The following is a 17,655-nucleotide window of genomic DNA, read 5'->3' as shown; positions in this document are numbered from 1 at the left end:
TCTAATTCTTCCCTTTTTTGTTTGTTCGCATAAAGGCCGTTCCCGAAGGCTTTATTCCAGCCGTCAAGTCCTGCAAGCCACCGGTCTGAACATCAAGATATTTAATAACACCACGATCATTAACGACATTAAAAACGTGCGCACCACCACCTTTCCATTGCACATACGCAATGCCTCTAGCACCATCTCCCGCGTTCATTAAACTTTCATTTATTTTCTCAAGCTTTGTGTATTTAAAAATATCGCCGCCATTCTGACCCGCAAAATGCTCTTGCAGCTTCGACAATCCACTTGGTACTGGGCCGTTGCTCGGCATAGCGGTTGCAGCTCGTCCTTCCAGAGCAACATCACCTACGACCACACAATTGACGCAGTTTTCGGTTCTGCCTACGGTTGAACCATCAAGTGGCACGTTACCAAATTTGACCCCTGGTGACTTACCCGATGCAGGAGGGCCATCTATGAAATCCCCCTCCCGGAGAAGATCATCCGGCGTTCCTAAATTCGATCCTGTACTAGCAATACCTGCTTTTTTGGGTAGTTGCAATGTGCGAGCCTTACTTACAGCCAGCGGCACCGCAGCCCCCGCCAAGGTAAGTATACCCACCCGATACATTCTATCTGCGATAGCCTGTTTAACCAAATCGTCACAGCCGCTTGCACTGATGCCGGAACAATAGGAGCCTCGGAATGTTGCTATGTCTTCGGCCTGTTGGATGTCCGTGCCGAATATGGAGCTCGCCCCCTTGACCGAGCCGTACGACTGCACGTTATTTTGCGCACCAGCAAACACCGTGAAATCTGCATTTACCAAGGCACGGCTGATCTCCCCGGCTGACGCAGCTTGGGACTCCAAGTCGCGGACGCAAGCGACGTTTCCGCTCGTGATACATGATTGCACCTGAGCGATATTGCGTCGCGACAGATCCAAGTACTTGTTACGTATCGTCACATAGTCAGCATCAGAACATCCACCGGCCTTGCTGTCGCACTGCTCGAATTCCTTCCGCATAGCTGTCGCCTGGTCATGCTTAAGGAAGTTGTTCTCCACTTCAGTCACACCGCTAGCAGCACCTGCAGCGCCTCCGACCGAACCGCCGATCACAGCGCCTGCACTCAGCACCAATGCCTGTTTCACCGCATCGGGCACATCCAACTCTGCAATTTTCTTGGCCAGCTCGGGCACTACCTCAGCTGTTGCCGCAGCACCGGCCGCGCCACTAAAGCCCCCTGCCAATCCGCCGACAATGGCGTGTAACGTCACACGAGCTTCACCGCCTTCTTTCCAACTTGCTTCAATTGCTGCGGCTTCCGCCACCAGTGCCGCCTGTTTCACCGGGTCCGGCTCGTCACCGGCCTGGGCCATCAATGCTTCTGCCTTGCCCAGCTGTACAGCGGCGTAGTTGCCTACTTCATTCGCGGCAGCCGCACCGAATGCCGATACGACTGACATCGTAGCGCCCACGGCATTTTTGTCGAAGTCGTTGCCGATCTTGCCGCTAGTGTCAACACCGGTCGTTACGTCGCGATTCAGCGCAGCGATAGTTTGAGCGGCGCTCTGCCCGTTGGCTGCCTGCTGCGATGCGGCATTCGTGATCACAATGGATCCAGCGCTGATGCCGCTCTTGGTTGTGCTGCTTGTATTGTCACTCAATGCAGCCACAGCAGGAACGCCGACCGCCGCCCCGCTCTTGCCCATATTCAGCAAATTCGTATCGCCAGGTCCCGAAGTGTCTCCAGTGCCGGCAGAGGTTACACCACCGCTGACACCAAGACTGCTGGCCTTCATGACCGAATGATTGGAAATATCGCTGACTGTCAGGGTTCCCGTGTTGAGTACGTTGGCTGCGGTGCCAGCAGCAGTACTGCTGATGACTGCGCCAATGAGGTCAGTGTTCCCCCGCACCGAGACCTGGAAACCTCCATCGCCCGCCTGGATACCGCTTTGCTCCTGGACACTGGCATAGTCATTATGGATTTGGCTCTGGCTCACACTGCCGCTGACGCTGGCTCCGAAACCGACCGTTCCGCTAACGCTGATGCTCTGACTCTTGCTGTCGAACTTGGCCGTATCTTGCAGGCTGGCGATGTTCAAGTTTTTGCCGACCTCCGCAACTACTTGCTTGCCACCAACCACAGCGCCCTTAATGTTCGTGTCGCCGCCACTGCTAATTGCGAGCACCTGCCCAGCGTTCACGTGGCTGTTGACCTGGGTGACTCCCTCGCCATCCTCCTTGGAACGTCCTGCGCTGACGCTACCGGTAATGCCGAAAGCCATGCCATTGGTACCGATGCTGGCGGCGATCCCGGCTGCGGCACTGAGGCTCTTGCTTTGACTATGCTGGCTTTCCGTGTCTTGCGCCGCCAGGACATTCACTTCATGGTCCGCGACCAGAACGACATTGTTCTTCGCGCTCAAATCGCTGCCCAGGATATTGATATTGCTGGCGTCGCCACCGCCGGTGGCAGTAATGCGCAGGTCGTTGCCAGCGCTCAGTGAGCTGCCGCTTTGATAGCGATTCGCCGTCGTTTGGGTCTGCTCCGTTTCGGAATGCCCCGCAGTCAAACTGATGTTGACATTCACACCGTTGGCAGCCATGTCTTGGGCTGCATTCTTGGCTGCCATCGCAGCCGTGGCCGCTGCCAATGCTTGAACGCGACTGTTCGAGGTTTGCCCCGCCGCTGCGCTCATGCTTTGTACTGCCTGAATAGCGTTCACGACGCTCCCTCCGATCGCCAGGGTCAGGCCATCCTGCGTCATCTTGGTTGTCAATTTCCCCGTACTGTCATCGCGGCCAGGATCTATCGTCACGCTCTTGCCTGCCAGATCCATGTCCTTGCCTGCATAGACATCGCTTCCGCTTACAGCAAGCGCATTCCCGGCAATGACGGTCAAATTGCCGCCGATCGATCCAACAATGCTGCGGGACTGTCCGCTTTGTATCGTGGCGTCTCTGTCCTGTTCCGCCGTGGTGGTACGTGTGCCATAGCTGATGCCAAAGCCTCCGCCGCTAAGGAAGCCGCTTTCCACCACCTTGTTCAGATGCTTCTCAGTACTGGTACTGGTAGCGGCAACGATGTTGACGTCATTTTTCGCAGCCAGGACCACATCACCTTCCGCCGCCACCGCACTTCCCTTGACGATGACGTTACTGCCACTGTTGATGGAAATAGTCTCACCCGAGACACTGCTGCCAACAGACATACTGGTGGCACTGTAGTCCGCCTTGCTGGTTGTAGCGCTGCGGAATACGCTACTCGACGAGCGAGTGGAGGCGGTATCAGACAAATGTGCTTCCTGCACCTGTGTGATGGCGACGTCATCCGCAGCGCTCAGGTCTACGATGCCGCCACCGGCCACGGTGCTGCCTGCAATGGTCAGAGAACCTTGTCCGAAATTGCCCGCACCAATGGTCAGATTGCCTCCGGCGGCCACCGTCGCACCCACCACAGTCTGATTCTCATGCACCTGCTTATCGTAGACCTTGCTGCTTGGGTCATTCTGCTGCGAAGTTTTAACCTCATTCACCACCGCTGCTATTGAAATATCGCGTCCGGCAGCCAGCGTGCCCGTGCCTGCTGGCCCCGCAGATACCTGCGTGCCGCTCAGCTTTATGTCCTGACCGGCGATCATTTCCAAATCGCCGCCGCTACTAATCTGGCCAACCTTGTACGTGGTACTGCTATTTTTTTCTGTGTACCCCGCCACTTGCGACGCGTAAGCGCTGCCAGTCTGCAGCGCGTTGAAGCTGATACCGCGCCCGGCCTGGATGCCGACGCTGGTCCCGGCCAGCGTGCCGCCGGTGTCGACGACGTCGCCACCAGCCTTGATCGCCAGCGCGCCGCTGCCGGTGATGCTGGCCTGGTTGGACAGCGAGGTGTAGCTGCCGCTGGTGTTCACGCTGGCGTATTCCTGCTTGACCGTCAGCGACTGGTTAATGACGTTGCGCCCGGCCTGCAGGCCGACGTCGCCGCCGGCGATGGCGCCGCCCTGGTTGACGATATCTTGCCCCGCCACCAGCACCGTGCGGCCGCTGCCGCCGTCGATCAGGCCGCCACGGTTGACGATGCTCTCGGTGGTGTTGATGCTGACGCCGGCGCCGGTGACCAGCGCGCCGCTGGCCTTGACCGCGTCGCCGCCCGCGTGGGCCAGGTAGACCTTGGGCGCCAGCACGGTTTCAACCGTGCCGTCCGGCAGGATCACGGTCTGCGTTTCCATCCAGACGATGTCGCTGGTCAAATGGCTGATCTGCTCGGCGCTCAGCGCAATGCCGGGGCGCAGATTGTATTGCTCGGCAAAGCTGATGCCGCTGGTCAGCAGCTCTTTGTAGCGGCTGTCGTCACTCTGGCCGCCGCTTGGCGCGCGGCCGGTCAGCTCGATCAGCTGGTCGCGCACCAGGCGCTGCTCGTAGAAGCCGTCGCCCAAGCGCTTTTGCACGGTGGCCGGGTCCATGTTGAGCGCGTTCAGCAGGTAGTCGCTGCTGATCCAGTTGCCGTGGTTGGCGAACTGCGGCCGGGTCTCGAACACGTAGCTGCCGTTGGCGTCGGGATTCATCAGCGACAAGCCGTTCGGCGCCACCTTGATCGCGGCGCCGCTGCCCGCCAGCGTGCCGGCGCCGGGCGCCAGGCTGTTGCCGGCGCCGATGCCGAGATTGCCCAGCGCCTTGCCGCTGGCACCGCTGCCGCTGGCAGGGCCGCTGGCGGCGGCCGTGCTGGCTTTGCCGCTGGCGTTCACGTTGGCGGTATCCCGCGCGCCGTTGACGATGCCGCTGCCGTTGGTGTCGAGCATGGTGCTGCCCAGGTTGCCGATGCCGCTGCCGCCTGCGCGCGCGGGGCCGGATGCCTGGTTCAGCATGCCGCTCTCGTCGGCCGAGCCACCCAGGACCGCATTGTTGCCGACGCCGCTGCCGCCGGCCTGCCCGCCGCTGGCGGCATTGTTGGCGATGCCGCTGTCTGCCGCCGCGCCGGCCGCGCCTGCATTGTTGCCAATGCCGCTGCCGCCCGCCAGCCCTGCGCCGCTGGCGTGATTGGCCAGGCCGCTGTTGCCTGCCTGTGCACCGAGCGCTGCGTTGTTGCCCACGCCGCTGCCGCCGGCTTGCGCGCCGCCCGCAGCCTGGTTGGCGATGCCGCTGCCGCCGGCCAGGCCGGCGCCGCTGGCGTTGTTGCCGATGCCGCTGCCGCCGGCACGGCCTGCGGTGCTGCCGCCGCTGGCGCCGCTGCCGGCCGCCTGGCTGGCGGCGCTGATGTTGTTGTTGCTGCTGGTCAGCACCGTGACACTGTCCCGGATGTTGCCGGCCGTACCCGCAGTCACGTCGACGTTGCTGAAGCTGCGGCCGGTAATGGACACGCCTTTGCCGCCGGAAATCACGCCGGATGCCGCGCCGATGACTTCGCTCAGCGTGGGCATGGTGTAGGCGGTCACGTTGCCGTCGTAGGTCTTCCAGGTGCCGTCGAAGGTGTGCGTGCGGTACAGCGTGGCGCCCTGGCTGACGATGGCGCCGCTGCCGTCGATATTCAGCGCGCCGGTGGCCATGATGTCGCCGTACTGGTTGGTCAGCGCCTGGCCGACCGTCAGGTGCATATTGCCGCCGGACAGGATTTGCGCCTTGGGGCCGGAGCCGGGCGCGATCTGGTCTTCCACCACCGTGTGGTGCGCCAGGCGGGATTTCTCCAGCTTTTCCTTCAGCGGCGCCAGCGAGCGCACCGTGGCCCGGTTGATGATGGTGGTCGGGTCGTCCCAGCCGGGCTGGGTGACGAAGCGCACGCAGGTGGACGCGCAATTGCCGTACTGGCTGGAATACGCGGGCGCCGCGCTGGTCCAGTTGGTGACGTAGTCCAGGTACAGGTCGGTCGGCGTGCCGGTCGGACCGCCCTGGTCGGGGTTGGCCGAGTTGGTATTAGCGTACTTGTAATACAGTACCCGGGTGCCCTCGCCCACCGAGATGCGCGTGCGCGCACCGTAGGCGCCATGCAAGCCGGTGGAGGCCCAGAAGAAGGCCGAGTCGTTGGCGTGGGTGCGGATGACCGCCCTGCCGTAGGTATTGCCGTCCGGCGACACCAACATCTCATTTTCCAGGATGTCTGCCGGATTGACGTAGTAGATCTCGTGCGGGTAGTAGTTGGCTGCCGAGGTTTCGTAGGAATTGTGGTTGTCGCCGTTGGTGTCCCAGCTTGGCAGCACCATCTGCTTGGTCTCGTCCACCGTCTTCACCTTGGTCAGGACGATATTCTCGCGAATGTTGTTCACGCTCACCGCGTTCATCGCCAGGTCGCCGGCCGCCTCAATGGTGGAGGAATTGTTGTTGACCAGCCCGGTCGCGCCGCCGCCCAGCGAGCCGGCGATGCTGAGGCTGCCGCCGCTGTAAATGGTGGCGCTCCCGGTGTTGTTGAGCGTGCCTGCAACGCCCAGCTTCATCGATCCGGTTGCGCCCAGCAGCGTGCTGGCGCCGGTGTTGTTCAGGTTTTGCGCTTGCAGCGTCAGGTTGCCGCCGACAATGGCGTTGGTGTTGTCGATGGTGCCGCCACTGCTCAGGTCCACGGTGCCGGTGCCGTTGATCTCGCCGGCATTGGTGAGGTTGCCGGCCGCCTTGACGGCCACGCCCTGCCCCTGCATCACGGCGCCAGCGCTGTTGGTGACGTTGTTGCCGCTCAGCGTCAGCTTGCCGACCGCTTCAAAGGTGGCGTTGTTGACGATGTTGCCCGTCACCGTCAGGCTCAGGTCGCGGTTGGACGAGAATTGCTGGGTGCCGCTGCCCTGGACGTAGTCGCCGTCCATGCTCAGCGCCAGGTCGCGCCCACCTTGCAGTTCGCCGTTGCCCTGCAATACATGCGTATTGACGGTCAAGTCGCGGCCGGTGGTGATGTGGCCGCCCTCGTTGCTCACCTGTTGCGCCGTCAGGATCAGGTCGCCTGCCGAGCCCGCGCCCGTGCCCAGGCGTCCGCCGCTGTTGTTGGCGTGGTTGACCGTGATCTCCGCCGTGCCGCCCGACACGATCAGGTTGCTGTTGTTCAGGTTGGCGCCGGCCTGCTTGAAGCTCAGCGCGCCGGTGCTGTTGATGCTGCCCTGGTTGTCCAGCTGCTGCGTCACCACCAGGTTCATGTCCTTGCCGGACGCGATGATGCCGGCCGCGCTGTTCTGCAGCGTGGCGCCGTTAATCAACAGATTGCCGTTGCCGGCGATCACGCCGCCATTGGTCACCGCGCCCTGGCTGGTGATGCTGGTGTCGCCGCTGCCCGCGTTGGCGATGCGGCCGTTGCCGTTGTCGATCGACTGCGCTTTCAGCGTCAGCGCCGAGCCGGCGCCGCTGGCCTCGATGGCGCCGCCGCTGTTGCTCAGCGCGCCGGCGGCGTCGACCAGCAGATTCCTGCCGGACTGGATGGCGCCCTGCACGTTGTTCAATGCGCCGCCGATGTTGAGCGTGGCGTCGCCGTCGGCCAGGATGGCGCCCTGCTGGTTGTTCAGGCTGGCCGTCGTCAATGCCAGGCTGGCGCCGCTGCCCTTGGCCGTGGCGATCTGGCCGTTGGTGTTGTTGACTGCCTTCACGGCGATGGTCATGTTGCCGCCCGCAGCCAGCTGGCCGTCGTTGTTCAGGTTGGCGTTGGCCTGGTTGAAAGTCAGCGTGCCGGTGCTGGTGACGGCGGCATGGTTGTCAAACTGCTGGCTAACGGCCAGCAGCAGGTTCCTGGCCGAGCCAATCGCGCCGCCGGTGTTGTTGGTGAGCGTCTGCGCGGTCAAGGCCAGGTTGCCGTTGGCGGCGATCTGGCCGCTGCTGACGATGCTGGTGTTGGCCTTGAGTGTGGTGTCGCCGCTGCCCACGTTGACGATGCGCCCGCTACCGTTGTCGATGGACGCGGCCTGCAGGTCCAGCGTGGAGGCGGCGCCGCCGGCTTCGATGGCGCCGCCGTTGTTGTTCAGCGCGCCGGTGGCGCTGAGCTTGAGGGCCTTGCCTGCCTGCAGCGTGCCCAGGCTGTTGTCCAGGCCTGCGCCGCTGATGAGCGTCGCGTTGCCGCTGGCGAGGATCTTGCCGCCCTGGTTGCTCAGGGTCTGGCTGGTGACGGTGATGTCGGCGCCGGAGGCGGTGGAGGTGGCGATCTGGCCGCTGTTGGTGAAACTGGCCGCGTTGAAGCTGGCCGCGCCGCCGGCGATCATCTGGCCGCTGTTGCTGAAGGTGGCGGCGGCCTGGTTGAACACCAGCTTGCCTGCGCTGCTGACGGCGCCCTGGTTGCGCAATTGCTGGCTGACCGCCAGCGTCATGTCGGCGCCGGCCGCCAGCGTGCCGCCGGCGTTGTTCTGCACGGTCAGCGCGGTCAGCAGCAACTCGCCGTTACCGGCGATCATGCCGCTGCTGACCAGGCTGCTTTGGCTGGCGATATCGGTTTTGCCGGTGCCGACGTTCACAATGCGGCCCGAGGTGTTGTCGATGGACTGCCCTTTCAGGGTCAGCTTGCTTGCCGCCGACAGCGCCTCGATCACGCCGCCGATGTTGCCCAGCGCGCCGCCGGCCGCCAGTTGCATGTCGCGGCCGGCCTGCAAGGTGCCTGCCGCATTGTCCAGCGCGCCGGTCACGTCGATATCGGCATTGCCGCTGGCCAGTACTTTGCCGCCGCGGTTGCTCATGCCCTGGGCGTCCAGGCTGATGTCGGCCGCGGAACCGGTGGTGGTGGCGATCTGGCCGCCGTCATTGTTCAAGGTGCCCGCGCCGAGCGTGATCTTGCCGGCGGCGGTGATGGCGCCGCTGTTGGCCACTTGCGCCGTGGTTTGCAGGAAGGCCAGCGTGCCGCCGCTGCTGATGGCGCCGCTGCTATTCAGCTGCTGGTCCAGTGCGAGCGTCATCTGGCGCCCGGACGATACCGTGCCGCTGGTTTGCAGGGTCTGCGCGCTGAGGGCCAGCACGCCATTGCCGGCGATGGTGCCGGCGCTGGCAATGGCCGCCTGCGCGCCGACGCTGGTGTTGCCCGTGCCGACGTTGACGATGCGGCCGCTGCCGTTGGCAATGGCGCCGGCCTGCACCTGCATGGCGCTGCCGGCGCCGGTGGCTTCGATCACGCCCGCGTGGTTGCTCAGCGTGCCGCCTGCCTGCAATTGCAGGTCCCGGCCGGCCTGCACCGCGCCTTGCGCGTTGTCCAGCTCGCCGCTCACGCTGACAGCGGCGTCGCCGCTGGCTTGCACGCGGCCGCTGTTGTTGCTCAAGCTCTGGCTGGTGATGTTGATGTCCGAGTTCGAATTTTGCAGCGTCGCAATGACGCCGCCGTCGTTGTTCAGGTTGCCGGCGGAAATATCCGCCTGGCCTGCGGACACGATCTGGCCGCTGTTGTTCACCACTGCCGTGGTGTGCGTGAAGCTCAACGCGCCGCCGCTGTTGATGGCGCCCTGGTTGTCCAGCTGCTGCGCCACGCCCAGGTCCATGCGCTGTGCGGACGAGATGGTGCCCGCCGCCAGGTTGCGCACGCTGGCCGCGTCCAGGTCCATGGCGCCATTGCCGGCGATCAGGCCGCTGTTGGTGAGTTGGCCCTGCGCCGCCACCGTGGTGGCGCCGGCGCCGACGTTGACTACGCGGCCGGTGCTGTTGTCGATGCTTCCTGCCTGCAGGGCCAGCGTGCTGGCTGCGTTCAGCGCTTCGATGACGCCGCTCGTATTGTCGAGCGCAGCGCCCGCCGTCAGCGCCAGATTCTTTTGCGCCTGGACCACGCCGTGGGCGTTGTCGAGCGCGCCGGCAACCGCCAGTGTCGCATTGCCGCTGGCCAGCACGCTGCCGCCCTGGTTGCTCATGCTTTGGCTGTCGATCGCGATGCTGGAGCCGGAGTTGCCCAGCGTGGCGATCTGGCCGCCGCTATTGTTCAGCGCGCCCGCCGAAACATGCGCGTCGCCTGCCGCCACCATCTTGCCGCTGTTGTTCACCACGGCCGTGGTCTGGCTGAATTCCAGCGTGCCGCCGCTCGTGATGGCGCCCAGGTTGTCGAGCTGCTGCGCCACGGCCAGGTCCATGGCCTGCCCGGAGGACACCGTGCCCGCAGCTTCGTTGCGCAGGCTGCCGGCCGCCAGGTCCAGGCCGCCGTTGCCGGCGATCAGGCCGCTGTTCAGGATGGCGTTTTGCGCGGACACCGAAGTGGCTGCCGTACCGACATTGACGATGCGCCCGGAGCTGTTGTCGATGGAGCCGCCCTGCACGCTCAGCCTGCTGCCCGCGCCGATGGCCTCGATCACGCCGCTGTTGTTGTTCAGGGCGGCGCCGGCCGAGAGCTGCAAGTCCTGCCGGGCCTGGATGCTGCCTTGCGTGTTGTCGGCCGTAGTGGCGGCGCTTATCGCGGCGCTGCGGTCCGCCAGGATCACGCCGCTGCGGTTACTCAGGCTCTGGCTGTTGAGCACGATATCGGCGCCTGAGCCCGGCGTGGTGGCCAACTGGCCGTCATTGTTGTTGAATACACCTGCGCTGATGGTGGCCGTGCCGGCGGCAATCATGCTGCCGCTGTTGTTCACGGTGCCGGTGGTCTGCGTGAAGGTCAGCGCACCGCCGCTGCTGATGGCGCCCAGGTTGTCCAGTTGCTGCACCACGCCCAGCTCCATGCGCTGCGCGGACGAGATGGTGCCCGCAGCTTCATTGCGCAGACTGCCAGCCGCCAGGTCCAGGCTGCCATTGCCAGCGATCAGACCGCTGTTCAGGATGGCGCCCTGCGCCGCGACCGATGCCGCCGCCGTACCGACGTTGACGATCCGGCCACTGCTGTTCTCGATGCTGCCCGCCTGCAGCGCCAGCGTGCTGGCTGCGCTCAGCGCTTCGATCACGCCGCTGGTGTTGTCCAGCGCGCCGCCAGCCGTCAGCTGGAGGTCTTTCTGCGCCTGGATCACGCCGTCCGCGTTGTTGAGCGCGCCGGCGACCGCCAGCGCAGCATTGCCGCTGGCCAGCACGCTGCCGCCCTGGTTGCTCATGCTTTGGCTGTCGATGGCGATGCTGGAACCGGAGTTGCTCAGCGTGGCGATCTGGCCGCCATCGTTGTTCAGCAGGCCCGCCGAGACATGCGCGTCGCCTGCCGCCACTATCTTGCCGCTGTTGTTCACCGTGGTGGTGGTCTTGCTGAACTCCAGCGTGCCGCCGCTGCTGATCGTGCCCAGGTTGTCGAGCTGCTGCGTCACGGCCAGGTCCGTGGCCTGTCCGGACGACACCGTGCCCGCCGCTTCGTTGCGCAGGCCGCCGGCCGCCAGGTCCAGGCTGCCGTTGCCGGCGATCAGGCCACTGTTCAGGATGGCGTCCTGCGCCGACACCGAGCTTGCCGCCGTGCCGACATTGACGATGCGCCCTGCGCTGTTATCGATGGAGCCGGTCTGCACGCTCAGCCTGCTGCCCGCGCCGATAGCTTCGATCACGCCGCTGTTGTTGTTCAGGGCGGCCCCGGCTGCAAGCTGCAAGTCCTGCCGGGCCTGGATGCTGCCTTGCGTATTGTCGGCCATGGTGGCTGCGGTGATCTCGGCGCTTCGGTCTGCCAGGATCGTACCGCTGCGGTTACTCAGGGTCTGGCTGTTGAGCACGATATCGGCGCCTGAGCCCGGCGTGGTGGCCAACTGGCCGTCGTTGTTGTTGAATACGCCTGCGCTGATGGTGGCCGTGCCGGCGGCAATCATGCTGCCGCTGTTGTTCACGGTGCCGGTGGTCTGCGTGAAGGTCAGCGCACCGCCGCTGCTGATGGCGCCCAGGTTGTCCAGTTGCTGCACCACGCCCAGACCCAGGGTCTGAACAGCCGTGATGGCGCCCGCTGCCTCGTTGCGCAAGCTGCCTGCCGCCAGGTCCAGGTTGCCGTTGCCGGCGATCAGGCCGCTATTGCTGATCGCGCCCTGCGCACCCACCGTAGTGGTGGCGGTGCCAACGTTGACCACGCGGCCGGCAGTATTATCGATGCTGCCCGCCTGCAGTGCCAGCGTGCCTGCCGTGCCGAGCGCTTCGATGACGCCACGGGTATTGTCGAGCGCGCCGCCTGCCGTCAGGTGGAGGTCTTTCTGCGCCTGGATCACGCCACCGGCGTTGTTGAGTGCGCCGGCAACCGCCAGCGTCGCATTGCCGCTGGCCAGCACGCTGCCGCCCTGGTTGCTCATGCTCTGGCTGTCGATGGCGATGCTGGAACCGGAGTTGCTCAGCGTGGCGATCTGGCCGCCATCGTTGTTCAGCAGGCCCGCCGAGACATGCGCGTCGCCTGCCGCCACGATATGGCTGCTGTTGTTGACAACGGCCGTCGCCTTGCTGAACTCCAGCGTGCCGCCGCTGCTGATCGTGCCCAGGTTGTCGAGCTGCTGCACCACGGCCAGGTCCATGGCCTGTCCGGAGGACACCGTGCCGGCCGCTTCGTTGCGCAAGCTGCCGGCCGCCAGGTCCAGGCTGCCGTTGCCGGCGATCAGGCCGCTGTTCAGGATGGCGCCCTGCGCCGACACCGAGGTGGCCGCCGTGCCGACATTGACAATGCGCCCGGCACTGTTGTCGATGGCGCCGGCCTGCACCCGCATGCCGCTGCCCACGCCGATGGCCTCGATCACGCCGCTGTTGTTGTTCAGGGCGGCGCCGGCTGCGAACTGCAGGTCCTGCCGGGCCTGAATGGTGCCGTGTGTGTTGTCGGCCGCGTAAGCCACGCCCAGTGTGGCGCTGCGGTCGGCCAGGATGGCGCCGCCGCGGTTGCTCAAGCTCTCGCTGCCGAGCACGATGTCCGCACCGGAGCCCTTGGTGGTGGCTAGTTGCCCGCCATCGTTATTGAATGCGCCGGCGCTGATGGTCGCCATGCCGCCGCTGATGATACTGCCGCCATTGTTCACCGTGGCGGTGGTCTGTGTGAAGGTCAGCTTGGCGCCGCTGCCGATCGCGCCCAGGTTGTCCAGTTGCTGGCTTACCCCCAGCGCCAGGTCGCCGGCGGCCGAGATGGCCGCAGCGGCGGTGTTCAGCATGGTTCCAGCCGTCACCGCCAAATTGCCGCCGCCGGCCACCAGGCCGCCGTTCATTAGCAAGCCCTGCGCACCGACAAAGCTGGCACCGTCGCCCACGTTGACGATGCGTCCATTTGTGTTATCGATGCTGCCTGCCTGCAGGTTCAGCACGCTGCCGGCGCCTACCGTCTCGATGACGCCTTGGGTGTTGTTGAGCGCGGCGCCCACCGATGCCTGCAGGTTGGTGCCAGCCTGGAGCGCGCCCAAGGTGTTGTCCAGCGCACCGCTGACGGCGATAGCGGCATTGCGGGAGGCGATAATGGCGCCGCCCCTGTTGCTGACGCTGTCCGCGACAATGCCAATGTCGCTCAGCGACTGCGCAACCGTCGAGATGCTGCCGCCGTCGTTTTTCAGCACGCCTGCCGCGAGCCTGATTCCACCGCTGGACACAAGCTGGCCGTCGTTGTTGACCACGGCGGTCTTCATGCCGAAGTTCATCAGACCGTAACTGCTGACCAGGCCATGGTTATACAGCACGTCTTGCACGTACAGGCCCAGCACCTCGCCGGCCTGGATGGTGCCGCTGTTGGAGACCGACAGCGCCTTGACGTCCAGGCTGCCGTTGGCGGCGATCCGGCCGGCGCCATCGTTCCGTATATAGCCTTGGCTGTACACACCGGTGCCGGCGGTGCCTGCGTTCACGATGCGGCCATCGGCGTTCTCGATGTTCTGGGCCCATACGGCCAGCAGACTGGCGCCGCCCAGCGCTTCGAGCGCGCCGTAGCTGTTGTTGAACAGGCCGCCGGCCTTGAACGACACGTCGTTCCTGGCCTGGATCACGCCCCGGCTGTTATCCGCTGCGCCAGCCACTTCGATAGCGGTGCTGCCGGCTGCCAGAATGGCGCCGCCGCGGTTGCTCAGCTGCAGGCTCTGGATCGTGATCCCGCCGCCGCTGGCCTGGGTGGTGGCCATCTGGCCGCCGTCGTTGCTCAGCTCGCCTGCCTTGATGGCGAGCTCACCGTCCGAAACGATGGCGCCGGTGTTGACGACGGTGGCGGTGGCGCGGGTGAAGGTCAGCGCTCCGTTACTCTTGATGGCGCCGCTGTTTTGCAGCTCCTTGCTCAGCGCCAGCGCCATGTCCTGGCCGGAAGCGAGCGCGCCGGTTTCGCTGTTGTGCAACGTTTGCGCCGTCACTCCGACGGCGCCGTTGCCGGCGATCAGGCCGCTGTTCAGGATGCCGCTGTCGGACGTGATGCCCGTGTTGCCGGCGCCGACGTTGACGATACGGCCCTTGCTGTTGTCGATATCGCCGGCCTGCACCTGCATGGCGCTGGCGGCGCCGGTGGATTCGATCACGCCGGCGCTGTTGTCGAGCTTGCCTTTAGCGGCAATCTCCAGGTCGCGGCTGGCCTGCACCAGGCCGCCTGCATTGTTGAGCGCCCCAGCCAGCTGCACGTCCGCGCCGCCGCTGGCGACGATGCTGCCGCCACGGTTGTCCAGGGCGTTGCCCTGCAGAGAGATGGCGCCGCCGGAGGCCGCCGTGGTGGCGATCTGGCCGGCGTTGCCGACGTTGTTAGCATGCACGGTAATGTCGCCCGCCGCGAAGACCTGGCCGGTGTTGCGCATGTCGGCCTTGGCGGTGCCCAGATCCAGCGTGGCGGCGCTGCTGATCAGACCGCTGTTGTCGAGCTGCCGGGTCACTGCCAGGCCGAGCTGGCCGGCGCTGGACAAGGTGCCTGCGTTGCTGACGCTGGCAGCTGTGACCGCCACCTTGCCGTTGCCAGCGATCAGGCCGTCGCTGACGATGGCGCCGGCCGCCTTGAACGCGCTATCGCCGCTGCCGGCATTGACGATGCGGCCGCCCTGGTTCTGGATGGCGCCGGTGTCGAGAGCGAGCTTGCTGTCCGCGCCCACGGCTTCGATCACGCCGCCCTGGTTCTGCAGCGTCTGCGCCACGCCGGCGACAGCGTCGCGCGCGGCATGGATCAGGCCCTTGCTGTTGTCCAGGCCGCCCTTCAGTGCGGCGATGCCGGCATCGCGGTCGGACAGGATGCTGCCGCCCCGGTTGCTGATATCGGCTGCGCTGAGCGTTACGTCGGCGCCGCTGCCTGCTGCGGTGCCGATCTGGCCGCCGTCGTTGCTGGCGTGCAGTACGGCGATCTGGAGGTCGCCGGCGGCCGCGATCTGGCCGGCGTTGTTCAGCGTGGCGCCGCCGGCCTTGAAGGCCAGCGCGCCACCACTGGTGATGGCGCCCTGGTTGTCCAGCTGCTGCGCCACGTCCAGCACCAGCTTGCCGCCGGACTGGACGCTGCCGCCGGACTGGTTTTGCATGGTGGCGGCGGTGACGGTTAACGTGCTGTCGGCGCCGTTGGCGCCAATGACGCCGCTGCTCTGCAGCTTGCCGTCCGCGCTGACCCCGGTGGCGCCGCTGCCGGCGTTGACGATGCGGCCCTTGCCGTTGCCGATCTCGCCGGCGCGCACCTGCAGGACGGCCGCCGTGCCGATTGCCTCCACGGCGCCGGCTTGGTTGTCCAATTTGCCGCTGGCGTTCAGTTCCAGTCCGGTCACCGCCTGGATCTGGCCGCTGTTGTTGTTGACGGCTCCGGCGGCCGAGACCGCGGCGCGTGCGCCGGCGATCAGCTTGCCGCCTTCGTTGACGATGGCGGCGCTGTTCAGCAGCAGATCGGAACCTGCCGACAGCAGGCCGCCGCCATTGTCCACGGCTTGCACCTTGCCGTCGAATGCGCCGCCGACCAGCAGTTTGCCGTCATGGTTGTCGAAGCCGGTTCCACGGACCTTGGCGCCGCGCTGCACGGTCAGCTCGCCAGCGCGGTTGCTGAATGCGCCGCCGTCGACCGCCAGCGTGGACAGGTGCAGCTGGCCGCCGGAGTTGTCCAGCGCGCCCACGGCCAGCGAGATGGCGCCGCCGGACAGGATCTGGCCGCCGTCGTTATTGATCGCGCCAGCTGCATGCACGATGCCCGGCGCCACAGGGGTAGGCTGGACTGTGCCGCCGGCGCCAGTGCCGGTGCCGCCACCGGTGCCGCCCGAACCGGAACCTGAGTCCGTGCCAGTCCCTGTCCCGCCGGAGCCTGTCCCGCCGGTACCGGTACCGGTGCCTGTACCTGTGCCGGTGCCTGCGCCGCCAGTGCCGGCGCCGCTGCCACCCGCGCCTTCACCGCCAGCCCCGGTGTTGCCATTGCCAGCGCCGCTGCCAGTGCCCGGATTGCCGGTCTCCGCGTCGGAGCCCCCCGTTCCCGCGCCTGTGCCGGCGTCCGTGCCTGCCGGCGCGGGCTTCGCTCCCATCTGTGCGCCGCCGGTGTTGCGCAGGCTGGCTGCAGCCACGTCCAGCGTCACGGCGGCGCTCTGCAATATCTTGCCCGCTTGGTTGTTGAGCCCACCTTCAGCGCTGCTCAGCGCCAAGCTCTGTGCCTGGATCAGGCCGCCGCTGTTGGCGATATCGCCCTTCAGCGCAAGCACGGCGCGGCCTGCGCTGCTGAGCGTGCCCCGGTTGCCCAGGCTGTCCGCCTCCACCTGTAGCGTCGCATCGCTGCTGATGGTGCCGCTGTTGGCCAGCGCGCCCGGCGTGGTCAGCGCCAGCGCGCCTGCCGCGTAAATGGTGCCGCTATTGCCCGCCCCGCCCTGCGCCTTCAATGTCATGGCCTTGCTGGCCGCCAGGCTGCCGGCATTCTCCAGGCGCCCCTCGCTGGTCACGATCAGTTCGCCCGCCTCAGCGCCGATGCTGCCCGCATTGCGCACCCCGACGCCAGCCTCGGTGCCGATCAGCGTGATCTTGTTCGCGTACATGCCGCCCAGCAGCGACGCATCGATGCCGTAACGGGGCGCCTCGCCGCTGCCCGCCAGCGGCGCCGCAGTACTGCCGCCGGCCGCGCCGTCCGCCGCCAGCGTCACCTCGTTGGCGCCAGTCAGCACATCGAGCTGCTGCGCCCACAGGCCGGCATTCAGCTGCACCGACCGCGCGATCAGCGCCGTGTAGTCGGTCTGGCGCGCGTCCAGGCCCGCGCCTTCCAGGCTGATCACGCCGCGCTGCACCCCGTAGCCGCGCAGGGAACCGTCCGCTTCGTTCAACAGCGGCGTGCCGGTGGTCAGCGTGGCGCGGCTGACGTTGATGAAGCCGGCCCCGTCCACCACGATGCCGGCCGGATTGGCGATCACCGTCTCGGCGCGGTCGCCCGCCACCTCGATGTAGCCGCGCAGCTGGCTGGGATTGTTGGAATTGACTTCGTTCAGGATCACGCGCGCAGTGCCGCGCGCCATCCACGGATTGGCGTCGATCCAGCCGCCCAGCTGGCTTTGCACCGCCGCGCGCGAATTATTCAGCACCGCACCGCTCTTGGGCACGTCGAAACGGTTATAGACGTTGCGCGACACGCCGGCCGCGCTTGGCGTCTGCACGTTTACCTGCAGCACGCCGTTGGCCGCGTTCAGCACGGTGGCCTGCTGGCGGCCGCCCGCATTCGGATCGGCCACAATCTGCGCCGCCGCCAAGCCCGCCGGCAGCACCGAGCCGCCGAATGCCCCGAGCAACGCCAGCGCCAACAGCCGCAAGCGCATCGCCACGCCATCGGCCCTGCCGGCAGCCGCAGTGCCGGCAGGGCCGGCCTGCCCTGCACCTTTGCCCTGGCTGCGGGCGGTTTCCTGCACCGCCATGCACATGCCACGGGCTTTGTTGAAGACGATACGGTAGCAGAGCTTGTTCATTGCTGGTCCTTCCGCCGGCGGGGATGGGGCCG

1 protein-coding gene is annotated in these 17,655 nt (G+C 65.9%); it reads right to left on the bottom strand.

Going from position 1 to position 17,655, the window contains the following annotated elements; all coding sequences use genetic code 11:
• Position 1: 1 nt before the first annotated feature.
• A complete protein-coding gene (locus AC56DV_RS30080) occupies positions 2–17,623 on the bottom strand; it encodes a hemagglutinin repeat-containing protein (protein WP_496317873.1) in 17,622 nt (5,873 codons plus the stop codon).
• Between the last annotated feature and the right edge of the window lie 32 nt (positions 17,624–17,655).

It is taken from the genome of Massilia sp. BGA-UO-ETr-WB1 (assembly GCF_059567845.1).
The sequence above is the reverse complement of the archived record's forward strand: the minus strand, read 5'-3'. Positions and strand labels throughout refer to the sequence as shown.